Below are 23999 nucleotides of genomic sequence, written 5' to 3'. Positions count from 1 at the left end.
GCTTCAGAGTGGGTGCAGATTAAGCATTTCAGGTGGTGAGTAGAATCGCCGAACGCCGCGACGTCTTGTAAGCCTTTGGCTATAGCAGCGTCGGCGGCGCAGTCTAGCGGTCTCGACTACGCCTTCAGGCATCGAGTCACCTGAATAACGAATCAGTTCTCGAGATCAACCAATGGCTTTTCTATGACCTCAGTTTTGCGATCGCCTTGGATCGCTTCGATGCGCGAGCGAGCATCCGCTACAGCGGCCTTGTTGACCAGCAAGTCGTAGCTGACATGAAAGTGCTTCTGCTCACCCGGCTCGATGGCCGGCACCAATCCCAGCGGGCGCTGATAAGCCCGGTTATAGGAATAGCTGGTGCCTGGTTCCAGGCCGGTCACGTAGCCTTGCTTTTCGGTGTCGGTGTTCTTCCAGAGTGAGAAGACCGGCAGTTCGCGGGTATTGAAGCCGACCGTCACACCAAGCTCAGCGCTGCGGTTGTGCAGCATCGTCAATGTCTCGCCTTGCTCATCGGCAAAAGGCACCACATTGAATACGGTCTCGTCGTAGTCCGCCGTCGGGCCACGATAGGTCTGCCAATCACTCAGTTCCTTGCCAGCTTTGGCGTTGAACGGTGACACCTGCTTGACCGGCGCAACGAAGCGAGCGCCCTGCTCGAGCAAGGGTGTGCCGAAATTGGTGTGGTACAGGGCCTGGTATTCCTTGGCGTAGTCACCCTCATTGGTCAGGGTGTCGTGCAAAGAAAATCCGCGACGACCGGGTTCGGTACTCAATTCGGTCATGATCGAGAAGTCGACCTTCTTGAACGCCTTCTCCTTGAGCTCGCCACGCAGGCGGATGACGTAGGGGGGCTTTTCATCGATCTGCAGCACAACCCGGGACGCCGGGATATTGGCTGCGCGGCCATGCAGGGTCAGTAGCTCCCCATTGTCTTCCCCAGGATGCCCGACCCACTCGTATCCGCAGCGGGTTACCAGCTCATTGAAGCCTTCCAGCCAGCCAAGCCCTTCGCGGCCGTTGAGTTCGATAAAAGACGGATTTACCACTTCGTCCACCGGTGAGTCCCAGCCCAGGCGTACGTCACCTGCCACTGCCTCGAGAACATTCATCCCGCGGTTCGGGACGATGGTCATCCGCATCACGCCGTTGTCGATTTCGATCAGGCTGACACCCTCCTGTCGACCACCGTGGAGGGTGCGCATGCTGACCTTGAACGGCCGCTCGGCCTGGATACCGAGCTCTTCACTGGTCACTTGCCAGTTCCTGGCTGGGGTATTGGGGTCGATCAGAACCTGTTCCCAGGCCATGGCCTGGTTAGCCAGGCAAAAGCCGAGGCCGCAGAGAAGGGACAAACGGGTCATAGCGCTTCCTTTGTTGTTATGCATCTCCCATCACGTTAGCTGAAACGTTTCAGCTTGCAAACCAGAGCGGTCTGCTGCGCAATCAGTTTTGCTTAGGAAGGGAGCACATGCACGGAAAGCGCAGCCCGAAGGTATTCGAGCGGGCTGGTAAGCGTTCAGGGTGACTTATGGTAACGACTGGGGTGCCAATAGCCGGACAGCAGAGGCATTGCCGGCCCCCTCCACCCACGTCGACGCAGCTCAGTAGCAATCAGTGCATTCATGATCTTGTGGCCCATCAGCAGGACGCTTCCATGGGCTTCGGCCAGCTCGATGAGTTTGTCAGCCGCGGCGCTCGCGCGCCGTCTGGACTCCTTGACCGGCTCGGTATTGCTCGCAAAGCCAAAAAACCAGGCCGTACGAAAAGCGAGACGCCAGAACCGCGACGGCATCAAGGGGAACCTCCAGTCAGGGTGCGGGAGGTGGGCTTCCTTGAATAGCGGATCAGGCTCACTCGAGCACTCGCAATGCAGGTGATCACGCGATTCCACGCAACGCAGCAGCGAGCTGCAGACCACCATCTCAGCGGACGCCGCTAGTTGCTTCAGGGCCTCCGGACGTTCGTGGCCGACGACGTTGGCCGCGTTATATCGCTCCACCCAGGTTTTCATGCCCGCAGGGGTGCTCCAGGACGCTCCGCCGTGATCAGGCCGCCCGTGACGCACCAGAATGATTTGCATGAAGTCGTTACCGAACAGGGATAAGCCCATTCGAGACGAGCCATCGGCGACAGGTTCCGAGCGGGGTATAGATTCGCGTCAGGCCCGTTTCTTGAACCGTGACGGAAAAGCCCCGATGGATCACCGGGGCTGATCATATTACTTGTCGAGCGCTTCCTGCTTTTCCAGGAATTCCTCTTCGAGCATGGCGTCCTTTACCGCCTGGGGCTGCTCGTCGAGCAGTGGATCGTTGATCTCACCACCTGAAAGCACCTTGGTGTCCAGCTTGCCCATCAGATGCTCCAGGGCGTTACGCATCTTGTCTGCAGCACCATCAACGGCCAGCTGCACCGATTCGGCCTTGTGGGTTACCGATACGGCCTGATGGCCCTTCGGACGCGCTTCGATCTGGCAGCGCTTGTCGTCTGCGCCTGCCTTTTGAGCATTTTCGTCGCCGATGTGGACCTCGATACGGGTGAGGAAATCGTCGAACCGCTCCAGCCGCTCCTCAATTGTCGAACCTACCCATTCATGCAGTTCGACACTGCCGGGGATGTGATGGCTGTTGACTTGAACATGCATACGACTACTCCTGATTGATGACGTACCTACTAGGTTCGAGGCGCCGAAACCGCCGAGGTTCAGGTGCTTCGTCTGACTCAATTGTCTCCAGACGTTGACCGAGGCCGGCTGATCCAGGTCAGTGAAGTGATACAGCTGATAGCGCAACGCCACAGGACAAGCCTGCGCGCGTCACTTACCGCGCTCATGCTTTGCGCTGGCCCGATCGGCGCGTACGCCGAGTGACCAGCCCACAACGCCCCAGATCGCCGCACATATCGCGCCCACAAGAGCCACGAGCCATGCCCCATGCCCGAGGCTGTCCAGCAGGCTCTTGGTCCACCCGCTCACGGCATCGCCGCCGCGATAGACCACGGTATCGATGAAGTTCTTGGCTTTGTACTTGCTCTCGGCATCCAGTGGGGCGAAGAGCATTTCGCGCCCCGGCCGGACGAATGCGTACTCGCCAATGCGCCGCACAATCATCACCGCGGCCAGTACGGCGAAGGTGGGTGCAAGGGCCAGGCCGATGAAACCCAGAAAAACCAGTGCCGGCACGGCAGTGAGCAGCACTCTCACGCCGAGCCGCTGTGCGATGCGTCCGGTGATGAATAGTTGCGAGAGCAGTGCACCGGCCTGCACGACGAAATCGATAGCCCCGAAGACCCTTACCTGTTCCGCTCGATCGGGAAACAGTTCGGCCACCAGCCGCGCCTGTTCGAAATAGAGGAACGTACTGGCCGTGGTCAGCAGCAGAACGAAGACCGCGATGCTCAGCAGATAGCCTGATCCCAGCACACGAGTGAGCCCGCTGAACGGATTGCCTGCAACAGGTCGACGAGGGCTCTCTGAGTGTTCGGCGCCCGGTCGGCCAGCGCCCTGCACCTCTCTCCAGGTCATCAGGTAATGCTTGATCGCGACCGCCGTGGCCAACAGAAGGGCTGCCAACAACATCAAGCCAAACTCCCCGAGCCTCCCCACCAGCAGTGCGCTCATGGCGGGCCCGACAAGACCACCAACGCTGGCGCCGGCAGCAATGAAGGCGAAAAGGCGCCGCGCCTGGGGGGCGTCGAACACGTCAGCCATCAGGCTCCAGGCCACCGATACGACAAACAGGTTGTAGACCGAGATCCAGACGTAGAACACGCGCGCCAGCCAGATGCTGTCGCGCAGCAGGAAGAACAGCCCGGCGAAAAGCAGGAGATTGAGGCAGAAGAAGCCGTAGACCCAGTCGATGTAGTGAATGCGCGCCACACGCGAGTTGAGCCAGGCGAACAACGGAACTGCCAGCAGCATGGCGAAGAATGTCGCGGTGAAAAGCCATTGCAGATTATCGACGCCCCCCTGTATTCCCATCGACTCTCGTATCGGGCGCAACATGAAATAGCCGGAAAACAGGCAAAAGAACAACGCGAAACCCGCCGCTGCGGCACGCAATTCGCCAGGGCGGGCATTGATCAGCGCGGCCGCGCGCGTGGCGAACGTGCTCACCGGTCAGTCTCCGCGGGTACGCGGTGCACGGGCACTCAACCGAATGCTTCGACGATCAGCTGCCTCTGGCGGGCATCCGGCAACCGTCCTTGCCCGGCAAGAATGTTGTCGGCCATGTACCGCGGGTTGGATGTGGCGGGGATTACCGCCGTAACTGCCGGCTCCGCCAGGATGAACTTGAGTAGCAGTTGCGCCCAGGAGCTGGCATCAATCTCGGCAGCCCAGTCCGGAAGCGGCTTGTCCTTGACCCGAGAGAGCAGGTTGCCGCGGGTGAAGGGGCGATTGATCAAGGTCGCGATGCCGTTATCGGCGCAGTAGGGCAAAAGCTGCTTCTCGGCGTTGCGCTCGCTGACGGAATAGTTGAATTGAACGAAGTCCACGGGCTCCTGTTTGAGCACCTCGAGGAGCCGGTCATGGGCAGACTCGACGTAATGCGTCACCCCGACGTAGCGAATGCGACCCTGCTCCTTGAGCTCGCGCAGCAGGCCGAGCTGAGTGCTGGTGTCCTGAAGGTTGTGCACCTGGATCAGGTCGATCGTGTCGGTCTGCAGCGCCTTGAAGCTCTCTTCGATCTGCGCCATGCCGCGGGCACTGCCAGTGGATGACACCTTTGTCGCCAGGAAGACACGCTCCCGCGCATTCTGCCGCTGCACCAGTTCACCCACCACACGGTCGGCATTGCCATAGCTCGGCGCGGTGTCGATCAGCTGTGCGCCGCCCTCCACAAGGACCCGAAGTACTTCGAGCAGCTGCTGCATCTCCGCGCTATCCAGGCTCACATTGTGCGTTATCGACGTACCCAACCCGATCACCGGCAACATCTCGCCCGATGCCGGGATCTTGCGTGTGGCCAGCAGCTGAGCGGCGCTGCCCATGGAAGGCCATAACGATCCAAGCGCGGCGAATGAGGCTAACAAGGCTGATCGATGAAGCAGCTGGCGGCGCGTCTGCATGTGTAGTCTCCGGACGAGGCGATTCGGCAGGTCGACGGTTGAGTATGGTCGACTAGCCATGAAGCACCGGAAGATCGGCCGAGAAGAGCTTTTCCGTTTATTACAGGGGTCGAAGTGACTGCCCAACGCCTTGCGCTAGACACACTTCGATCGGTGCGCGCACGCCGTAGTGGCATTATGACTTCTTTTCCGGTCTACTTTGCCGCCCTGACCCGCCGCAGCGGCTGAGCCCGCTCTATCGAGACAACGATGCACCCGAATCACGCCTTGCCTGATGGCCCCCCGCCCGGCCCATCGTCAACGACACGCCGGCCAGTCAAGCAGCGATGGCTGAGCCTGTTCTACATCCTCGGCCTGGTGCTGGTGTTTTTGCTCAGCCTCCTGCTGCTGCCGACCGATGCCGGCATTGGCCGGCTGCTGTGGGGCGCGCTCGCTGCCCGCTGAAGGAGCCCGCATTTAGACCTGGAAGCGCCCGACCAACGTCGCCAACGTCTGTGACAGCGATGAAAGCTGCTGACTGGCTTGCATGCTGCTGGCTGAGTTGGCTGCCGCATCGTTGGAGAGATCACGGATGTCGCTGATGTTGCGCGCGATCTCCTCGGTGACGCTGCTTTGCTCCTCGCAGGCAGTCGCGATCTGCGCAGCCATGTCGTTGATGCGCTGCACCGAATGAGTGGTCTCGGCCAGAACCTGGTCTACTCCGGCAGCCCGCTCCACGCTGTCGCGCGCTTTGCTGCTGCCGCTTTGCATGGCCAGTACGGCCTTGCCAACCCCCCCCTGCAAACGCTCGATTCGCACTTGAATGTCCTTGGTCGAGTCCTGGGTGCGCCCGGCCAGCGCCCGCACTTCGTCCGCCACCACGGCAAATCCCCGCCCCTGTTCACCTGCCCGGGCCGCTTCGATGGCGGCGTTCAACGCGAGCAGATTGGTCTGCTCGGCGATGCCGCGAATCACTTCGAGCACAGCGCCGATGCTGTTGGTCTCTTCGGCCAACGCGCCGATGGTCAGCGAGGTACTTTCCACCTCCTGAGCCAACTGGCGGATCGACTGAACCGTGTCATTGACCACCGCGGCGCCCTGGCGAGATTGAGTCTGCGCGGCGTGCGCCGCATCCGAGGCGCCCTGCGCATTCTGCGCAACTTCATGCACCGCAGCGCTCATCTGCGTGGCCGCCGTGCTGACCTGGTCGACCGCAGCGTGTTCGCTGCTGATCAGCTGATCATTGGTGGTCGCCATTCTCGCCATGTCACGCGCAGCGGCGTCAACTTCGCCAGTCACCCGCCCAACCTCGGCGATCAAAGGTTGTAGTTTGTCGAGGAAGCGATTGAAGGCATTGCCCAGTTGCCCAAGCTCGTCGGCTGAGCGAACCTCAAGCCGCACGCGCAGGTCGCCATCACCTTCTGCAATCTGTTGAACGCGCTCCAACAGACGACGCATCGGCCGCAAAACCACCAATGGAAGGCAGATGACCAGCAGCACGCAACCGAGCAGGCCGACCACCAGCACCGCAAGCTGCTGCTTGGCCGTGGTTACGCCGTCAGCTACGGCCGCTTCACCTTCGCTGTTTGCAGCGGCATCTTCCAGATCGCCCAGCTTGTCGATGGCGTCCCGCATGGCGTCGAAGCGCGCCTCGCTGTCTCCAAAGCTCAGCGCACTTGCCGCCTGAGGGTCCAGATCGATCAGGCTCAGCACCCGCCGGGAGACTTCGGACCACTGCTGAAATTCACGATTGAACTGCTCGACCAGCGCCATCGCCTCGGCGCTGGGCTGCATGGCTGCATACTTCTGAACCCGGTCGTAGGCCTGCTTGACGTTCTCGGCATGGCTGTCCCGCAACGACTGCACGTGATCTCCGGCATCGCTGTCGAGCAGGCTGCGCTCAGCCACAAACGCCTGGTAAAGATCTCGATCGGCGTTGAGCAGCAGACCGATCGCAGGCAAACGACGATCCGCCAGTTGTTTTGTGGACTCGGTAACGCGCTCGATACCACGCATACCAAAGACACCCATCAGTATCAGCAGCAGGGCCAATGCGCCGATGGGGAGGGTTATTTTCCAGCGGAATCCGAGATCATTGAGAAAGCGAGACATGGCTTCGCTCCTAGAGGGCTTGTGTGTTCTATCGGCAGCGACAAGCGACCCAGCAGGCCACTGGTCGTTTTTTGCACAACTACTGAAAGCCCCCTTGCTGGTACTCAACTCGGGCGTTCACTAGGTGCCCCGGGCTCGGGACCCGCTAAAGCGCTCTATCTCCAGCAAACCCTGCTAGCGGCGCTGGCCTAGACAAAGCGACAGCGCACCAACTGGAAATCCTGGCTGATCCACAGCCGCGCCCGATCAACCCGAGCTCAGGCCAGCAGACGCGCACGCACATCGGCATATGGGTAGGCTTCGAGCGAGGCGAAACCTGGAATCTGGCGGGCTTTGAGCTTGGTGAACACCGGCACGCTGATGCCGCAGAGGAAGCGTGTCAGGCATTCGGAACTGGGCTGCGCGCCCTTGAGCTGCCGATAACGCTCGCTGAAGTCTGCACAGCGGGCGCTCAAGTCCATCTCTTCCAGGGGCGCCAGCGCCGGCGGGTCGGGCAATCGCGCAACCCGCCCACGGCAGACCGAACAATGCCCACAGCGCTGCGGGGCCTGATCATCGCCAAAGTACACCGCCAGCCGACGACTCAAGCACTCGGCGGATTCGAACAGTGCCAGCATGTTGTCGATACGGGTAATTTCGCTCGCTTCATGCTGCTTGAAGTAAGAATGCAGCTCGGCGCACAGGGCTTCGAGATCGAAAGATGAATCGAGCAGCGCATAGACGTCTGTCATCTGCTTGCTCTCCAGCTCGATCCATCCCTTCTCCTGGAAATACTCCAACGCCTTGACCACACGCCCACGGTCGGCGCCGTGCTGCTGGTAGAGCATGTCGAAGTCCAGGGTGCACCAGGTCCGAGCACGAGCCGAGGTATGCACGATGGCCTCGACGAACTGCCGCCGCTCGCCTTCGAACCTGGTGACCAGCACTTCGGGTTCGAGCAGGTACTTGAAACGATATTCGGCAAAGTAGGCGAAGCGTGGCGCGATGATGCCGCGCAGTTCGAGTTGCACCAGCAGCGTCTTCAGCGGCAGCTGGCGGATATTGCTCTGGTCCGAGAGCTGGTTGAGCATCAGTTCCCATTGCCCGCCGGCGCCTGCCTGACGCAATTCATCGAGCACGCAGCGGATACCGTCGTGCTCCGGCGTGTCGCCGTAGACGAAGTTCTGCAGCACGCTGAGGCTGTCGCGATTGGCCAGCACCAGACAGTCGGACGGCTGCCCATCACGGCCCGCACGCCCGATTTCCTGGCTGTAGTTCTCCACCGACTTGGGTAGGTCGTAGTGCACCACATTGCGAATATCCGCCTTGTCGATGCCCATGCCGAAAGCGATGGTGGCGACGATGCAGTTCAGCTCGCCCTCCATGAAGCGTCGCTGGATGGATTCGCGCAGCTCGTGCGCCATCCCAGCGTGATAAGCGCTGGCCGGAAAGCCCCGTTGCGCCAGGTGTTCGGCGACCTGCTCGGCGGTCTTCTGCTGGGTAACATAGACGATGGTCGGCTGGCCGCCCTTGTCCGCCAGCCAGTCCACCAGCCGGCGCTGCTTGTTGAAACCACTGACCGGCTCCACCAACAGGTTGAGATTGGGCCGGTAAAAACCGGTGGTTACCACGTCGTCCGCGGCAATCGAGAATTTGGCCTGCATGTCGGCGATCACCGGCGGCGTCGCCGTCGCCGTCAGCAGCAGCACCTGAGGGATGTTGAACTGGTGCTGATAGTCAGGAAGCTTCAGATAATCCGGGCGGAAGTTGTGGCCCCATTCGGAGATGCAGTGTGCTTCGTCGACCACCAGCAACGAGATCGGCACCTGACTGATGAAGTTGCGGAAGCGCTCGTTCTTCAGCCGCTCCACCGAAATCATCAGGATCTTCAATTCACCAGACTTGGCGCGCGCCATGGTTTCGCTCGCCTGCTCGCGGCTCTGCGCCGAATCGATGCTTGCCGCCGCGATGCCGTGCCGATGCAGGAACGCCAGCTGATCCTGCATCAATGCCAGTAGCGGCGAGACGACCAAGGTGAGATGCGGCAACAGCAGCGCCGGCAACTGATAACACAGGGACTTGCCCGACCCGGTGGGAAAGATTGCCGCCGCCGAGCGCCCGGCTACCACGGCGCGAATCGCCTGGTCTTGCCCTGGACGAAAGCGGTCGTAGCCGAAAGTCTGCTTGAGGGTCTGTTCGATCATGCTGAGTCACTCCTTTGACTGGAGGCCGGAGGGTAGCAAAAGGAGAGAGACGGTACTGCAAAGCGGGTAGGCGGTGAGGGTCAGCCGTCCGGAAAGCGCGAGAGTGGCGCCGGGCGGGCGTATCGAGGACAGCCAACAAGCGAAACGGCCAGGCATTTCGATCAATCGACTGGATTGGAATCGGCAATTATCGTTAGCAAGCTAGCAACTTCTAGGATTGCGGGGCTCCTGAAAACAAGCATAAGCGTCGCCGGATCAGGTGGTCCGCGCCGCGAACAGGAACGGGACCTACGAATCAGAAACAGGAATTCCTGACATGCGCGTTACCCTTGCTACTGCTGCCCTGCTCCTTTCAGCCACCTCCCTCGTCCACGCCAATAGCGCCGAAACCGAGACGTACAGCTACGGGACTCAACTGGATATCGCCTCAGTAATGTCCGTAAAGATCGAGCCGACGCCTTACTGCAAAGTGACCGACGCGGTCATGACGTACCGGGACTCTTCAGGCGAAGTCCGCAAGCTCGCTTATCGCACGCTGGCCGATAGCTGCAAGAACCAGAACTGATCGCCTCAGTGCGAACAGGCAGGCGCCGACCCTTTCAAGGCAGGATCGGCGCGCTTTAGTCGCTGACTTCTTCGCGGGACGATCAGAAGCGATCGCGGATGATGACTTCTTCGAACGGCAGCTTGCCGATGCGCGGCTTCGGCTCGGCAGCCCGCTTGCCTACCGCGACCATCATGGCGATGACATGGTTGTCCGGCAGATTGATCAGCTTGGCCACGGCATCGAAATCGAAACCGTCCATGGGGCAGGAGTCCAACCCCTTCCCACGAGCCGCCAGCATCAACGTTTGCGCCATCAGGGCGCAGCTGCGCATGGCTTCGTCACGCTGCACCTGGGGCTTGCCGCGGTAGTAGTTGTCGATGGCACCCGCCATGTAGTCCTGCACCTCGTTCGGTGCGCCTTCCCAGACACGGCGGACATTCTTCTCCCAGCTGTCGACCTGGGCGCAGACCACCACAAGCATCGATGCATCGGTCATCTGTGCCTGATTCCAACCTACCTCGCGAATCTGCGCGCGAAGCTCTGGATCGCTGACTTCGACGAAACGTACGTGTTGCAGATTGAAGGCGGACGGCGCGAGTAGCGCTAGCTGCAGCAGTTCGTCTTTTTCGTCGCGGCTGAGTTGAAAGCTGGCGTCGTAGGCTTTGACAGCGCGGCGGGTCTGGATGGCTTCTTCGATCTGCATGGTGTAGCTCCGATAGGGGGTGTGAACATGGCCGCTATGCTATGCCCAGGCATCCATCGAATCCATCCGCCTCGGCTGATGGAATCTATCGGATCACCCGATTTATCACAGCATCAACAGTCATGGATACGGGGACGTTGGGCGGGCTGCCTAACCCTGGTCACTATGCCGGTAGCGCCGGACCCACCGCCTGCCAGTTCCGTCGCGTCTCAAGTGAACGCCCACAAAAAAAGCCGCCCGTGGGCGGCTTCAATGGGCGTCAGTGCTACAGCTTAGAGCTGCGGACCGGCCGCCTTGATGGCGTCGGAGACGTCGAACTTCTTGAAGTTCTCGATGAACTTGTTCGCCAGCTCCTTTGCCGCTTCGTCGTAGGCGTTGCCATCCGACCATGTGTTGCGCGGGTTGAGCAGCTGGGTATCGACACCGGCAACGGCTTTCGGCACGTCCAGGTTGATAATCGGCAGGTGCTCGGTCTCGGCACCGATCAGAGCGCCGCTCTGGATCGCTGCAATCACCGCACGGGTGGTCGGGATGTTGAAACGCTTGCCGACACCGTAGCCGCCGCCAGTCCAGCCAGTGTTGACCAGATAGACTTTGGAACCGAACGCCTGGATGCGCTTGATCAGCAGCTCGGCGTAAACACCGGCCGGACGCGGAAAGAATGGCGCGCCGAAGCAGGTGGAGAAGGTGGACTTGATGCCACTGCCCGAGCCCATTTCGGTGGAACCGACCAGAGCTGTGTAGCCGGAAAGGAAGTGGTAGGCAGCCTGCTCTTCGTTGAGGATCGAGACGGGCGGTAGAACGCCGGTCAGGTCGCAGGTCAGGAAGATCACCGCATTGGGCTCACCACCCAGGTTCTTCTCGGAGCGCTTCTCAACGAACTCCAGCGGGTAGGCGGCGCGGCTGTTCTGGGTCAGGCTGTCGTCGGTGTAATCAGCTACGCGCTCGTCGTTGAGGACGACGTTTTCCAGCACGGTGCCGAACTGGATGGCTTTCCAGATCACCGGCTCGTTCTTCTCGGACAGGTCGATGCACTTGGCGTAGCAGCCGCCTTCGATGTTGAACACCACGCCGGTGCCCCAGCCGTGTTCGTCATCGCCGATCAGGTAGCGCGATTCGTCGGCCGAGAGGGTGGTCTTGCCGGTACCGGACAGGCCGAAGAACAGGGTGACGTCGCCGTCTTCGCCGATGTTCGCAGCGCAGTGCATCGGCAGCACATCGGCTTCCGGCAGCAGATAGTTCTGCACGGAGAACATCGCTTTCTTCATTTCACCGGCGTAACGCATGCCCGCGATCAGGACCTTCTTCTGGGCGAAATTGATGATCACGCAACCGTCGGAATTGGTGCCGTCACGCTCAGGGGAACATTCGAAGTTGGCGACGTTAAGCACTTGCCATTCGTTTTTCCCGGCTGGGTTGTACTGCTCGGGATTGATGAACAGCTGGCGACCGAAGAGGTTCTGCCACGCCGTTGCAGTGGACATCTTGACCGGCAGGTAGTGACCTTCGGAAGAGCCTACATGAACATGGGAAACGAAATGGTCCTGGGCCTTGTTGAAGGCCTCGACGCGTTCCCACAGGGCATCGAACTTGTCGGCAGGGAACGGACGGTTGATCGGGCCCCAGGCGATGGAATCCTTGGTGCTGGGCTCTTCAACGATAAAGCGATCAGCTGGCGAACGACCGGTCCGATGGCCGGTTTTCACGACGAGCGCGCCATTGGCGGCCAATTCACCCTCACCGCGCTGGATGGCTTCTTCAATCAGTTGAGCGGTGCTGATATCGATGTACACGGCGTTAGTGGCTTGCGTCATGAGTTTCCCGTCGGCCCTGGGCCGAATCCTCCATGCTGTTGTAGCCCACGGAACAGTGGACTACACCGAAAAAAAGTGCGCGCGATTATGACAGAAATGACGCTGCGCTGGGTATGAGGGCGTAATGGCGAAAAGGTTCTACGCCCCCTCCCTTTTAATGTCGGGTGCCGGAAGGGCCTTCCGTTCCAGCACCGGCGAACAGCTGGGCGATGTCGGCTGCATCGAAGCGATAGCTATGGTTGCAGAACTGACAATCGATAGTGATGGCCCCGCCCTGCTCGGCCAGCAACTGCTCGGCATCCTGCTGGCCGAGGCTGATCACCGCGTTGGCCGAGCGCTCGCGCGAGCAGCTGCAACGGAACACGATCGAGCGCGGCTCGAACAGGCGAACCTGCTCTTCGTGATAGAGGCGATGCAGTACCGTCTGTGTGTCGAGGCCGAGTAATTCTTCGGCAGACAGCGTATCGGCCAGGGTGCGCAGATGCTGCCAGCTGGCTTCACGCTCTTCGCTGTCGCGGATGCGATCGGCCGGCAGCTGTTGCAGCAACATGCCGCAGGCACGACGGCCATCGGCGGCGAGCCAGAAGCGCGTCGGCAATTGCTCGGAGGAAGCGAAATAGTTGGAGAGGCTGTCCGCGAGCGTCACGCCGTCCAGCGCGACGATGCCCTGATAGCGCTGCCCGTTGGTTGGGTCGATGGTCATCGCCAGGACGCCGTCGGGCATCAGCTCTGACAGGGTCGCGCCTGGGGCCAGCAGCGACTCGTCATAGCGGGCGATACCTCGCACTTCGCGATCACTGGAGCATTCCACCATCAGCAGCGGGACCGCACCGGTCGATCGGGCCTGCAGAACCATCAGACCGTCGAATTTCAGAGTGCCGACCAGCAACGCCGCTGCCGCCAGCAATTCGCCCAGTAACTGAGCGACCGGCTCAGGGTAGCTGTGCTTGGCCAGCACCTCGGCATAGCTGCGTTCAAGCCCGACCCACTCGCCGCGCACGTCGGTGTCATCAAAAAGGAAACGCTGGGTGTAATCGGAATCGAGCATGAGCATGACCAGAGCAGGTTGGCGATCAGGACGGTTGGAAGACGGGAGAAGCTGCGAGCCTCTGCGTATCAGCCGGTGCCTGAGAGAAGGGACCGCATTCTAGGGTGAAAGTGGCGACCGTCCAACCGCCACCCTCACCCGGCGTCGGAGCGAAAGCGCTGCAATGCACGGCGCTGCTTCTTGCTTGGCTTGCCGTCGGTTTCGACGCCCAGCGTGCCGGCCTTGCGCATGGCCGCCGCATTTTCCCGCCGGGACAGGCTTTCGGCGGTTTCTGCATAGAGCAGCTGTGCTTCCGGCGCGCCCTTGCGTACCGCCGACAGCGCCTGGATAACCACGGTGCGCTCATCGAAACCGGCCCGAATGACCAGCTCTTCGCCAATCTTGGGCTCCTTGCCCGGCTTGCACCGCTCGCCGCGACAATGCACCTTGCCGCCCTCGATGGCCGCCTTCGCCAACGCCCGCGTCTTGAAGAAGCGCGCGGCCCATAACCACTTGTCCAACCTGACTTTGCCGTCGTCTTTCTCGCTCATCATTCAACTCTGTTTATCGTTACGTTGTCATAGGGTCATAAGACGGGTGCGGTTGTCATTCGCCCTGTCTAGAATGCGCGCAAATCTACCGGGTACGCTTTTTGAACAATTCCGACCTCCAGACAATCATCGGTTTGCGCGAATGGATCGCCTTGCCCGAGCTCGGCGTGGTCGGTCTTCGCGCGAAAATCGACACCGGCGCCAGCACGTCGGCTCTGCACGCGACGGACATCAGTGAATTCGAGCGCGGCGGCAAGCGCTGGGTTCGATTCACTGCGCATCTGGGCACTCTGGTGCAGCGCCGCCATCGCTGCGAAGCGCCACTGGTCACACGCAAAACAATAAAGAGCTCCAACGGGCACGTGCAGACTCGCTACGTGGTCCGAACGCTGCTCGCGCTGGGCGATCATCTTTGGCCCGTGGAATTTACCCTTACCTGCCGCAAGACCATGCGCTATCGCCTCCTGCTCGGGTCAAAAGCCCTGATGGACGGCAAATGGCTGGTCGACCCTGCACGCACTTACGTGCAGGAAAAACCCCAGACCCTTACCTCTCCCGGTGCCCAATGAAAATCGCCGTGCTGTCGCGCAACCCTCGTTTATATTCGACCCGCCGTCTGGTGGAGGCCGGCCAGCAACGCGGCCATGAGGTCGTGGTAATCGATACCCTGCGCGCGTACATGAACATCGCCAGCCACAAGCCTCAAATTCACTACCGCGGTCGCCCACTCGAGGGGTTTGACGCGGTGATCCCGCGAATCGGCGCCTCGGTCACCTTTTACGGCTGCGCCGTGCTGCGCCAGTTCGAGATGCAGGGTGTTTTCCCGCTCAACGAATCGGTGGCGATCGCTCGCTCACGTGACAAGTTGCGCTCGCTGCAGCTTCTGTCTCGCCGTGGCATCGGCCTGCCGGTGACCGGCTTTGCTCACTCGCCGGACGACATTGCCGACCTGATCCAGATGGTCAACGGTGCACCACTGGTAATCAAGGTGCTGGAAGGCACCCAGGGAATCGGCGTGGTCATGTGCGAAACAGCAACAGCTGCCGAATCGGTAATCGAGGCATTCATGGGCCTCAAGCAGGACATCATGGTGCAGGAGTACATCAAGGAAGCCGGCGGCGCGGACATCCGCTGCTTTGTCGTCGGTGACAAGGTCATCGCCGCCATGAAGCGCCAGGCCAAGCCAGGCGAATTCCGCTCCAACCTGCACCGCGGCGGCACCGCCAGCCTGATCAAGATAACCCCGGAAGAACGCATGACTGCCATCCGCGCTGCCAAGGTGATGGGCCTGAGCGTTGCCGGAGTCGATATCTTGCGCTCCAACCACGGTCCGCTGGTGATGGAAGTGAATTCCTCGCCGGGCTTGGCAGGCATCGAGGAAACCACCGGCAAGGATGTTGCCGGGCTGATCATCCAGTATCTGGAGAAAAACGCCGGCCCTCACCTGACCAGGACCAAGGGCAAGGGCTGACCGCCTGGCCGTCCTGTGATTGGCCAAGAGCGCAGCGCCTCTTTCAGTTTTTGGTGCCGTTCTGCTGCATCGCTGCACGCGGCAGCAGAAGTCCCAGCGGCAGACTGACCCTGGCCTCCAGCCCGCCGCCATCGCGATTTCGCAGTTCGACCGCCCCGCCGTGCTGCGAAGCGATACGTTTGACGATCGCCAGCCCCAGACCAGTACCCTGCCCGCCGCGAGCGCGATCGCCGCGAATGAACGGATTGAATATCTCCCCCAGCTCACTCGGATCGATCCCCGCACCGCGGTCAAGCACACTCAGCGCTACATAGGGTGCGCTGCTGTCACCGGATACATAGGCCGCAACTTCAACGCCATGCCCGCCATAGCGCAGCGCATTCTCGATCAGATTGACCAGCAGACGCTTGATAGACACCCGGCGCAGCGCCAGTTGCGGCATTGGTTCAACGCACAGCCGGACGCTTTCACCGTACTGGTTGTAGGGCGCCACCACTTCACGGACCAGCTCGCCCAGGTCTACGCTCTCCACCGGCTCGTCGCTGCCGTCGCGAACAAAGGCGAGAAACTGATCGAGGATAGCGTTCATGTCCTCGATGTCACGAACCATGTCTTCGGTGAGCTCGGCATCGCTGGACATCAGTTCGAGCGACAACCGCAGACGCGTCAGTGGCGTGCGCAGGTCGTGGGACACGCCTGCCAGCATCAACTCACGTTCGCGCCCCGCCTGTTCGACATCCTCGGCCATCTGGTTGAAGGCACGGTAGACCTCGGTCATCTCGCTCGGCGTGTCGCTGATGGGAAGCCGCACGCTACGACCTTTGCCGATCTGCCGCGCCGCATAGACCAAACGCTTGAGCGGCAGGTTGAGCTGACTGACAAAGATCCACGCCGCCGCCGTGGAAAGAAGGCCAATGCCGAGAAACCAGCCGAGCACGCTCCAGATCCGCTGGCCACGCAGCGGGTAGGCATACAATGGCACCTGCAACCAGTCAGGCCCGAGGCTCGGCGCGCGGACCCAGATCGCCGTATCAGGCTGGATACGAACCCGCACCTCCGTACCTTCACCGAGTTCCGTCTGCATCTGCCGCTGGAAGATCTCCGTGTAAGGCCAGTGATATTCGCTCGGCGGCACATCCTCCGCGCTCACGCGCTGCACCCCGGCAGCCTTGGCGATACGCTCGCGATTCTGCTCGTCCGCTGCCCAGTAGGCTCGCAGGGTAAGGGCCGCGCCGTGGCTGTACTGACGATCGACCATGACGTCCTCGTTCATCATCAGGTAGACCAGCATCAGTACCTTGGAGAACAAGACGACGATCAGCACCATCCAGAGGGTGCGGGCGAAGAAGCTTTGCGGAAACCAGAGCGGGGCTTTCATAGAGCAGCCACGGCGAGAATGCCGATTATCGAGCGGCCCAGGTCACGGACCGATTAGTGAAAAGGGCGAACGGCAAGCCGTCCGCCACGAAGCAGCGGCGGGTTACTTGTTGCCGTCCGGTACGAACACATAGCCAACACCCCAGACGGTCTGGATATAGCGGGGCTTGGACGGGTCCGGCTCGATCAGACGGCGCAGGCGGGAAATCTGCACGTCAATGGAACGCTCCAGCGCGTCCCACTCGCGCCCACGGGCCAGATTCATCAGCTTGTCTCGGGTGAGCGGCTCGCGTGCGTGCTGCACCAGCGCCTTGAGCACGGCGAACTCACCCGTGGTGAGCATGTGCACCTGATCGCCCTTCTTCAGCTCCCGGGTGCCGAGGAACAGCTCGTAGTCACCGAAGCTGACGGTCTCGTCTTCGCTGCCCGGCGCACCCGGCACCTGCGGGGCCTGGCGGCGCAGGACCGCACGAATACGCGCCAGCAACTCGCGCGGGTTGAAGGGTTTGGCCAGATAATCATCGGCGCCCTGCTCCAGCCCGTGGATGCGGCTAGCCTCGTCACCCTTGGCAGTAAGCATGATGATCGGTATCTGATTACCGCCGGTGCGCAGCCGGTTACAGGCGGAAAGGCCATCCTCGCCAGGCATCATCAGGTCCAGCACCACCAGATGAAACAGCTCGCGGCTCAGCAGGCGGTCCATCTGTTCGGCACTTTCCACAGTCCGGACGCGGTAGCCCTGCTCATCGAGAAACCGCTCGAGCAAGCGCCGCAAACGGGCGTCATCGTCAACAATCAGGATCTTTTCGCCTTCGTTGGCAGGTGCGGTGCTGCTCATGAGAACTCCCGGAATGATCGACGGCGCATTATGCGCGCAGTGAAGTAAAGGCAACTGACAGCCATTGTTAGCAGATTTTGCGGTGCCAAGCCGAGGGCCGAAAGAATGAGTCGGTGCGACAGGCTCGGGTTTTTCGTCCGGCTTGCGGTCTCAAGTGCTCTGCTGCCCTTATAATCGCGCCCTTTCGCGCAGGCACGGCCTGCATGGTTTGACTGACCCAGGTAGGTTCATGGACAGCATCAACTCCCGCATCGCCGCCGAATTGGGCGTGCGCCCGCAACAGGTTGCCGCCACAGTGGCGCTGCTCGACGAAGGCTCCACCGTTCCCTTCATCGCCCGTTACCGCAAGGAAGTCACTGGTAGCCTTGATGACACCCAGCTGCGTCTGCTCGAAGAGCGTCTGCGCTACATGCGCGAGCTGGACGACCGCCGCGCCTCGATCCTTTCCAGCATCGAGGAACAGGGCAAGCTCACACCCGAGCTGAAGCGCGAGATCGACCTCGCCGATACCAAGACCCGTCTCGAAGACCTCTACCTGCCCTATAAGCAGAAGCGCCGCACCAAGGGCCAGATCGCCCTGGAAGCCGGCCTTGGCGAGCTGGCTGACGCGATCTTTGCCGATCCCGAGCTCAACCCAGAAAGCGAGGCCGCGCGTTTTGTCGATGCCGAAAAGGGCTTCGCCGACGTCAAGGCGGTGCTCGAGGGCGCCAAGTACATCCTCATGGAGCGCTTCGCCGAAGACGCCAACCTGCTGGCCAAGCTGCGCGACTTCCTCAGCCAGAACGCGACCCTGAGTGCGCGCGTAGTACCGGGCAAGGAGAATGAAGGCGCCAAGTTCAGCGATTACTTCGAGCACGACGAACCGTTCAGGAATGCGCCTTCTCACCGTGCGCTGGCGATCTTCCGCGGGCGCAACGAAGGCGTGCTCAGTGTCAGCCTGAAAGTGGGAGACGAAGCGCCCGGCACCATGCACCCAGGCGAAGTGATGATCGGCGAGCGCTTCGGTATTTCCAACCGCGGTCGTGCAGCGGACAAGTGGCTGAGCGAAGTGGTGCGCTGGACCTGGAAAGTCAAGCTCTACACCCATCTGGAGACCGATCTGCTCGGTGAGCTGCGTGAAAAAGCCGAGGACGATGCGATCGGTGTATTCGCGCGTAACATGCATGACCTGCTGCTGGCCGCTCCGGCCGGCCCGCGTGCCACTCTGGGCCTGGACCCGGGGCTGCGTACCGGTTGCAAAGTCGCGGTGGTCGATGCCACCGGCAAACTGCTGGACACCGCCACGGTATATCCGCACGCACCGCGTAACGACTGGGACGGCACCCTGGCAGTGCTGGCAAAGCTCTGCGCCAAACATGCCGTTGACCTGATCGCCATCGGCAATGGCACCGCCAGCCGCGAGACAGACAAGCTCGCCGCCGATCTGATCAAGCAGGTGCCGGGGCTCAAGCTGACCAAGGTGATGGTGTCCGAAGCCGGCGCATCCGTGTACTCGGCCTCGGAGCTGGCAGCCAAGGAATTCCCGGATCTGGACGTATCGATCCGTGGCGCGGTGTCCATCGCCCGCCGCCTGCAGGACCCACTGGCCGAACTGGTGAAGATCGAGCCCAAGGCCATCGGTGTCGGCCAGTACCAGCACGATGTTTCCCAGCTGAAACTGGCGCGCTCGCTGGATGCGGTGGTCGAGGACTGCGTGAACGCCGTTGGCGTCGACGTCAATACCGCCTCGGTCGCACTGCTGGCGCGCATTTCCGGTTTGAACACCACGCTGGCGCAGAACATCGTCACCTACCGCGACGCCAACGGCGCGTTCAAGACGCGTAACGAGTTGAAGAAGGTGCCGCGCCTGGGCGACAAGACCTTCGAGCAGGCCGCTGGCTTCCTTCGCGTGATGAATGGCGATAACCCGCTGGACGCCTCGGCGGTGCACCCTGAGACCTATCCGCTGGTCAAGCGCATCGCCCAGGACACCGGCCGCGATATCCGCTCGCTGATCGGCGATTCCGCCTTTCTCAAGCGCCTGGACCCCAAGCAATTCACCGATGAGGGCTTCGGCCTGGTCACCGTCAGCGACATCCTGCAGGAGCTGGAAAAGCCCGGACGCGACCCACGCCCCGAATTCAAGACGGCCGAGTTCCAGGACGGCGTGGAGAAACTCAGTGACCTGACCCCCGGCATGGTGCTCGAAGGCGTGGTGACCAACGTCACCAACTTCGGTGCCTTCGTCGATATCGGCGTGCATCAGGACGGCCTGGTGCATATCTCGGCGCTGTCGGAGAAATTCGTCAAGGATCCCTACGAGGTGGTCAAGGCAGGCGACATCGTCAAGGTCAAGGTCATGGAAGTGGACATACCGCGCAAGCGCGTTGGCCTGTCCATGCGCATGAGCGACACACCCGGCGAAAAGGCGGAGAGCATGCGCGGTGGCGGCAACAACCGCAGCGGCCAGGGCCGCGGCGAGCGCACTCCGGCCAAGCCCGAAACCAAGCCGGCACCCGCCAACAACGCCATGGCCGCGCTGTTTGCCAACGCCAAGAACCTGAGGAAATAAGGTGCGCGAAGCCGAATCAGTGGGAAGCAGCAGCGCCTTCGGGCGCTTGCTGGGCCTTGAGATTCTCAAGGCCGAGAATGGCGAAGCGCTGCTGCGTCTCGAGATGCACGACGGCTTGCGCAACCTGCACGGCAAGCTTCACGGCGGCGCGCTGTTTTCGCTGATCGATACCGCAATGGGCCAGGCCAGCCACAGCCTCAACGGCGGCGAGCCCAACAGCGTGACCCTCGAGTGCAAGGTCAACTACATTCGACCGGTCACCGAAGGCGAGCTGACCTGCCGCGCCTGGGTGGTGCACGGCGGTCGACGCACCCAGGTGCTCGAAGCCGAAGTCCACCAGGGCGAAAAGCTGGTCGCCAAAGCCCAGGCGACCTTCTCGGTCATGTGAGTCATCTGGCCGCAGGTGGGGGCTCGCTGGAAACGCTCCGCAGCGGTGCGCGGTCCAACGCTGACGGCCTCTTGTAGAGCGTTCGATCCACCCCCATATTGTGCCGATTGATGCGTGAAGGAATTCCCAATTGAGCGATCTTCTCTCCCACCGCCTGGCGTTGCTGGCCGAGCACCACAACCTGTCGCTGCTCTCGCAATGCCTGCATGGGATCGAGCGCGAGTGCCTGCGTGTCGACAACGATGGTCGACTGGCCATGACGCCGCACCCGCGGGCGCTGGGCTCGGCGTTGACTCATCCGAAGATCACCACCGATTATTCCGAAGCGCTGCTGGAGTTCATCACTGGCACCGAAACCGATCCCACCAAGACACTGGCCGAGCTCGACGCCATCCACCGTTACACCTACAGCAAGCTGGGCGATGAATATCTCTGGAGCCCGTCGATGCCTGGTGAGCTGCCGGAAGAGCCGCAGATCCCGATCGCCGAATACGGCAGCTCCAACATCGGCCGACTCAAGTATGTTTATCGCCAGGGACTTGCCCTGCGCTACGGCAAGACGATGCAGTGCATTGCCGGCATCCATTACAACTTCTCGTTGCCCGAGGCACTGTGGGCCACATTGCAGGCAGACGAAGGCGACCAGCGGTCGGCACAGGACTTCCAGTCCTCGCGCTACATTGCGCTGATCCGCAACTTCCGCCGCTACAGCTGGCTGTTGATGTATCTGTTCGGCGCCTCGCCCGCCCTGGACGCGAGCTTCATGCGCGGCCGTTCGCACCAGCTCGAACAGCTCGACGACGACACCCTTTACCTGCCCTACGCCACCAGCCTGCGCATGAGCGATCTGGGCTACCAGAGCAACGCACAGGCCGGGCTCACCCCGTGCTATGACGATCTGGCGAGTTACACCACCAGCCTGCACAAGGCGGTGTCCACGCCTTACCCCGAGTATGCGGCGCTAGGCACCAAGGACGCCGACGGCAACTGGCAACAACTCAACACCAACGTGCTGCAGATCGAGAACGAGTACTACTCGAACATCCGCCCCAAGCGCGTCACTGGAACCGGAGAACGACCGCTGCACGCCCTGCGCGCGCGCGGCATCCAGTACATCGAAGTGCGTTGTCTGGACATCAATCCCTTCCTGCCGCTGGGTATCGACCTTCAGGAAGCTCGCTTCCTCGATGCCTTCCTGCTGTTCTGTACCTTGCAGGACAGTCCTTGCCTGGTCGACGGCGAATGCCGCGCCAGCAATGAAAACTTCCTCAAGGTGGTCAAGGAGGGCCGCAAGCCTGGTCTGGAATTACGGCGCGGTGGTGAGGCCATCAGTCTTCAGGAATGGGCAGGCCAGCTGCTCGCGGAAATAGGCACTATCGCCGCGCTACTCGACCGCAGTCAGGGCGGCGAGGCGCATGCTCAGGCGCTAGCGGCACAACAGGCGAAAGTGGCCGACAGCAGCCTGACGCCGTCTGCGCAGGTGCTTGAAACGCTTCGTCGCAACGGCGAAAGTTTCAGCCAGTTCGCGCTGCGCCAGACGCATCTGCATGCCGAGCATTTCCGCGACCAACCTTTGCCCACAGCGGATATGACCTGGTTCGATCAGACCGCCCAGCAATCCCTGGCGCAGCAAGCCGCCATGGAAGCCGAAGACACGCTGGATTTCGACAGTTTCGTCGAAGACTATCAGCGCAGCCTGACTACCCTCACCCCCGTCTAGCTCACCTCTCAACCCTATGATGGCTGCGCATGGGCGGCCATCATGCGGCCGCATCCGGACACAGGCGCGTTCCACGGCCCCCGCCCCGCTGGCTGAATCAACCGCTCGTTGTCTCTCGCTGCGCTGCATGAAGGGAAGACCGTAGGTAGCCTTTAGCCCACCGCTTGCCTCTCAATCGCCCTATGCCTCGTCTGTCCACCCCTGCGCTCACCCTTGGTGGGCTGAAGCCCACCCTACCGTTCGCCATAGCTGCCGCTTGCAGCCATGGGGAACACAAAAACGAGCCCACGCACCAGGACAGCTAAAGCGCCTTCTCGAAAATTTTCGAATTGCGCTGGAAGTTGTACAGCGATGCCCGGGCGGCGGGCAGTCGTTCTACGCCGCTGGGCTCGAACCCACGCTCTCGGAACCAGTGCGCCGTACGGGTGGTGAGCACGAACAGGGTTTTCAAACCCAGCTTGCGTGCCCGCGCCTCGATACGCTCGAGCAACTCGTCGCCACGGCCACCGTGGCGGTATTCCGGATTCACCGCCAGACAGGCCAGCTCACCGGAATCGGAATCCGCGATGGGATACAGCGCGGCGCAGGCGATGATCAGGCCGTCGCGCTCGACGATGCTGAATTGCTCCACTTCCCGCTCCAGCACTTCGCGCGAGCGGCGTACCAGAATCCCCTGCTCTTCCAACGGAGTGATCAGATCGATCAGGCCGCCGACGTCCTCAATGGTCGCCTCGCGCAGCTGCTCGAACTGCTCCTGGGTCACCAGGGTGCCGTCGCCGCCGTCGCGAGTGAAGAGTTCGTTGAGCAGCGAGCCATCCTCTGCATAGCTGATCACATGGCTGCGCCGCACGCCGCCCTTGCAGGCCTGCGCGGCGGCGTCGAGCAGTTCCGCCTGGTAAGTGCCGACGAGGCGTTCAAGGTAGGCCGGCACCTGTGGCGGACGCAGCTCGCGCACCAGTTTGCCGGCCTCGTCGCGCAAGCCGCGCTCGGCGCCGTAGAGCACCAGCTTGTCAGCCTGCAGGTCGATTGCAGCGCGGGTGGCGATGTCTTCACAGGCGATGTTGAAGATCTCGCCAGTGGGCGAGTAACCCAGCGGCGAAAGCAGCACGATGGTGCGTTCATCCAGCAGCCGGCCAATGCCTTTTCGGTCGACACGACGCACCTCGCCAGTGTGGTGGTAGTCAACGCCATCAAGCACGCCGATTGGCCGGGCAGTGACGAAGTTGCCGCTGGCCACGCGCAGCCGGGCACCCTGCATTGGTGATGCCGCCATGTCCATGGACAGCCGCGCCTCCAGCGCGATGCGCATGTGACCGACGGCATCGATCACGCACTCGAGCGTCGCCGAATCGGTGATGCGCAGGTCACGATAGAAACGCGGTTCGATACCGCGCGCGGCCAGCCGCTCCTCAATCTGCGGGCGCGAGCCGAACGCCAGCACCAGTCGCACGCCTAGGCTGTGCAGCAGCACCAAGTCGTGGACGATATTGGCGAAGTTGGGGTGTTCCAGCCCGTCGCCAGGCAGCATGACCACGAAGGTGCGGTCACGATGAGAATTGATGTAGGGGGATGAATCGCGCAGCCAGGTGACATAGTTGTGCATTGCAGAAGCCTTCAGGTGACAGCTTTTCAGACCGGAAGCCGGGTCGATGATAGGGATGCAGGGAGCAGGTT

General features: G+C 61.5%; 21 protein-coding genes. 7 read left to right on the top strand and 14 right to left on the bottom strand.

Annotated features, from left to right (window positions below; all coding sequences use genetic code 11):
* Positions 1-152 precede the first annotated feature (152 nt).
* From EA797_RS00860 to EA797_RS00840, 5 genes are all read right to left on the bottom strand, one after another.
* A complete protein-coding gene (locus EA797_RS00860; RefSeq protein ID WP_122163311.1) occupies positions 153-1361 on the bottom strand; it encodes an aldose 1-epimerase family protein in 1209 nt (402 codons plus the stop codon).
* A 155-nt stretch (positions 1362-1516) separates the two neighbouring features.
* On the bottom strand, positions 1517-2080 hold the full coding sequence (locus EA797_RS00855; protein ID WP_122164635.1) for a histidine phosphatase family protein: 564 nt from the start codon (positions 2078-2080) through the stop codon (positions 1517-1519).
* A 138-nt stretch (positions 2081-2218) separates the two neighbouring features.
* Positions 2219-2641 (bottom strand): HPF/RaiA family ribosome-associated protein, encoded by a 423-nt coding sequence (locus EA797_RS00850; RefSeq protein ID WP_122163310.1) that lies wholly within the window; start codon positions 2639-2641, stop codon positions 2219-2221.
* A 171-nt stretch (positions 2642-2812) separates the two neighbouring features.
* Positions 2813-4111, bottom strand: coding sequence for an NTP/NDP exchange transporter (locus tag EA797_RS00845; protein ID WP_122163309.1), 1299 nt, complete (start codon positions 4109-4111; stop codon positions 2813-2815).
* Positions 4112-4146: 35 nt separating this feature from the next.
* The gene (locus tag EA797_RS00840) at positions 4147-5064 is read right to left on the bottom strand and encodes an aldo/keto reductase (protein WP_122163308.1); all 918 of its coding nucleotides are present in this window, start codon (positions 5062-5064) and stop codon (positions 4147-4149) included.
* Positions 5065-5313: 249 nt separating this feature from the next.
* On the opposite strand from EA797_RS00840, the gene EA797_RS00835 reads away from it, so the two are divergent.
* On the top strand, positions 5314-5508 hold the full coding sequence (locus EA797_RS00835) for a hypothetical protein (protein ID WP_122163307.1): 195 nt from the start codon (positions 5314-5316) through the stop codon (positions 5506-5508).
* 12 nt (positions 5509-5520) lie between these two features.
* Here EA797_RS00835 and EA797_RS00830 read toward each other — a convergent pair whose 3' ends face one another.
* Both EA797_RS00830 and EA797_RS00825 read right to left on the bottom strand, forming a co-directional pair.
* Positions 5521-7155, bottom strand: coding sequence for a methyl-accepting chemotaxis protein (locus tag EA797_RS00830; RefSeq protein WP_122163306.1), 1635 nt, complete (start codon positions 7153-7155; stop codon positions 5521-5523).
* Positions 7156-7412: 257 nt separating this feature from the next.
* Positions 7413-9338: a RecQ family ATP-dependent DNA helicase gene (locus tag EA797_RS00825; RefSeq protein WP_122163305.1), complete on the bottom strand. Its 1926-nt coding sequence runs from the start codon at positions 9336-9338 to the stop codon at positions 7413-7415.
* A gap of 316 nt (positions 9339-9654) precedes the next feature.
* Here EA797_RS00825 and EA797_RS00820 point away from each other — a divergent pair, with 316 nt between their 5' ends.
* Complete coding sequence (locus EA797_RS00820) at positions 9655-9903, top strand: DUF2790 domain-containing protein (protein ID WP_122163304.1); 249 nt, start codon at positions 9655-9657, stop codon at positions 9901-9903.
* 82 nt (positions 9904-9985) lie between these two features.
* On the opposite strand, the gene EA797_RS00815 is transcribed toward EA797_RS00820, so the two are convergent.
* The 4 genes from EA797_RS00815 to EA797_RS00800 all read right to left on the bottom strand — a co-directional run bounded on the left by EA797_RS00815 (position 9986) and on the right by EA797_RS00800 (position 13980).
* Positions 9986-10588: a nitroreductase family protein gene (locus EA797_RS00815; protein WP_122163303.1), complete on the bottom strand. Its 603-nt coding sequence runs from the start codon at positions 10586-10588 to the stop codon at positions 9986-9988.
* Positions 10589-10860: 272 nt separating this feature from the next.
* A complete protein-coding gene (locus EA797_RS00810; RefSeq protein WP_122163302.1) occupies positions 10861-12402 on the bottom strand; it encodes a phosphoenolpyruvate carboxykinase in 1542 nt (513 codons plus the stop codon).
* A 154-nt stretch (positions 12403-12556) separates the two neighbouring features.
* Complete coding sequence (gene hslO, locus EA797_RS00805; protein ID WP_122164634.1) at positions 12557-13450, bottom strand: Hsp33 family molecular chaperone HslO; 894 nt, start codon at positions 13448-13450, stop codon at positions 12557-12559.
* Between the two features lie 134 nt (positions 13451-13584).
* Positions 13585-13980: an RNA-binding S4 domain-containing protein gene (locus EA797_RS00800; protein WP_122163301.1), complete on the bottom strand. Its 396-nt coding sequence runs from the start codon at positions 13978-13980 to the stop codon at positions 13585-13587.
* 101 nt (positions 13981-14081) lie between these two features.
* Between EA797_RS00800 and rimB the strand changes: the two genes are divergently transcribed.
* Entirely contained in the window at positions 14082-14549 is a 468-nt protein-coding gene (gene rimB / locus EA797_RS00795; RefSeq protein WP_122163300.1) for a retropepsin-like aspartic endopeptidase RimB, read from the top strand.
* Complete coding sequence (rimK, locus tag EA797_RS00790) at positions 14546-15451, top strand: 30S ribosomal protein S6--L-glutamate ligase (RefSeq protein WP_019340871.1); 906 nt, start codon at positions 14546-14548, stop codon at positions 15449-15451. Before rimB ends, rimK begins: the two co-directional genes overlap by 4 nt.
* A gap of 43 nt (positions 15452-15494) precedes the next feature.
* Here rimK and EA797_RS00785 read toward each other — a convergent pair whose 3' ends face one another.
* Positions 15495-16829: an ATP-binding protein gene (locus tag EA797_RS00785; protein WP_122163299.1), complete on the bottom strand. Its 1335-nt coding sequence runs from the start codon at positions 16827-16829 to the stop codon at positions 15495-15497.
* 102 nt (positions 16830-16931) lie between these two features.
* Complete coding sequence (gene ompR / locus EA797_RS00780; RefSeq protein ID WP_122163298.1) at positions 16932-17666, bottom strand: osmolarity response regulator transcription factor OmpR; 735 nt, start codon at positions 17664-17666, stop codon at positions 16932-16934.
* A gap of 229 nt (positions 17667-17895) precedes the next feature.
* On the opposite strand from ompR, the gene EA797_RS00775 reads away from it, so the two are divergent.
* The 3 genes from EA797_RS00775 (at position 17896) to gshA (ending at position 22325) form a co-directional block, all read left to right on the top strand.
* Positions 17896-20217, top strand: coding sequence for a Tex family protein (locus EA797_RS00775; RefSeq protein ID WP_122163297.1), 2322 nt, complete (start codon positions 17896-17898; stop codon positions 20215-20217).
* A gap of 1 nt (position 20218) precedes the next feature.
* Positions 20219-20605 (top strand): PaaI family thioesterase, encoded by a 387-nt coding sequence (locus EA797_RS00770; protein WP_122163296.1) that lies wholly within the window; start codon positions 20219-20221, stop codon positions 20603-20605.
* 130 nt (positions 20606-20735) lie between these two features.
* Complete coding sequence (gshA, locus tag EA797_RS00765) at positions 20736-22325, top strand: glutamate--cysteine ligase (RefSeq protein WP_122163295.1); 1590 nt, start codon at positions 20736-20738, stop codon at positions 22323-22325.
* Positions 22326-22626: 301 nt separating this feature from the next.
* Here gshA and argA read toward each other — a convergent pair whose 3' ends face one another.
* Entirely contained in the window at positions 22627-23928 is a 1302-nt protein-coding gene (gene argA, locus EA797_RS00760) for an amino-acid N-acetyltransferase (protein WP_122163293.1), read from the bottom strand.
* Between the last annotated feature and the right edge of the window lie 71 nt (positions 23929-23999).

The organism is Stutzerimonas zhaodongensis (assembly GCF_003696365.1).
GTDB lineage: Bacteria > Pseudomonadota > Gammaproteobacteria > Pseudomonadales > Pseudomonadaceae > Stutzerimonas > Stutzerimonas zhaodongensis.
The sequence above is the reverse complement of the archived record's forward strand: the minus strand, read 5'-3'. Positions and strand labels throughout refer to the sequence as shown.

Coding starts and splice junctions, on each gene's coding strand:
- EA797_RS00860 (WP_122163311.1), bottom strand. CDS start 1,361: ATGACCCGTTTGTCCCTTCTCTGCGGCCTCGGCTTTTGCCTGGCTAAC.
- EA797_RS00855 (WP_122164635.1), bottom strand. CDS start 2,080: ATGCAAATCATTCTGGTGCGTCACGGGCGGCCTGATCACGGCGGAGCG.
- EA797_RS00850 (WP_122163310.1), bottom strand. CDS start 2,641: ATGCATGTTCAAGTCAACAGCCATCACATCCCCGGCAGTGTCGAACTG.
- EA797_RS00840 (WP_122163308.1), bottom strand. CDS start 5,064: ATGCAGACGCGCCGCCAGCTGCTTCATCGATCAGCCTTGTTAGCCTCA.
- EA797_RS00835 (WP_122163307.1), top strand. CDS start 5,314: ATGCACCCGAATCACGCCTTGCCTGATGGCCCCCCGCCCGGCCCATCG.
- EA797_RS00830 (WP_122163306.1), bottom strand. CDS start 7,155: ATGTCTCGCTTTCTCAATGATCTCGGATTCCGCTGGAAAATAACCCTC.
- EA797_RS00825 (WP_122163305.1), bottom strand. CDS start 9,338: ATGATCGAACAGACCCTCAAGCAGACTTTCGGCTACGACCGCTTTCGT.
- EA797_RS00820 (WP_122163304.1), top strand. CDS start 9,655: ATGCGCGTTACCCTTGCTACTGCTGCCCTGCTCCTTTCAGCCACCTCC.
- EA797_RS00815 (WP_122163303.1), bottom strand. CDS start 10,588: ATGCAGATCGAAGAAGCCATCCAGACCCGCCGCGCTGTCAAAGCCTAC.
- EA797_RS00810 (WP_122163302.1), bottom strand. CDS start 12,402: ATGACGCAAGCCACTAACGCCGTGTACATCGATATCAGCACCGCTCAA.
- hslO (WP_122164634.1), bottom strand. CDS start 13,450: ATGCTCGATTCCGATTACACCCAGCGTTTCCTTTTTGATGACACCGAC.
- EA797_RS00800 (WP_122163301.1), bottom strand. CDS start 13,980: ATGAGCGAGAAAGACGACGGCAAAGTCAGGTTGGACAAGTGGTTATGG.
- rimK (WP_019340871.1), top strand. CDS start 14,546: ATGAAAATCGCCGTGCTGTCGCGCAACCCTCGTTTATATTCGACCCGC.
- EA797_RS00785 (WP_122163299.1), bottom strand. CDS start 16,829: ATGAAAGCCCCGCTCTGGTTTCCGCAAAGCTTCTTCGCCCGCACCCTC.
- ompR (WP_122163298.1), bottom strand. CDS start 17,666: ATGAGCAGCACCGCACCTGCCAACGAAGGCGAAAAGATCCTGATTGTT.
- EA797_RS00775 (WP_122163297.1), top strand. CDS start 17,896: ATGGACAGCATCAACTCCCGCATCGCCGCCGAATTGGGCGTGCGCCCG.
- argA (WP_122163293.1), bottom strand. CDS start 23,928: ATGCACAACTATGTCACCTGGCTGCGCGATTCATCCCCCTACATCAAT.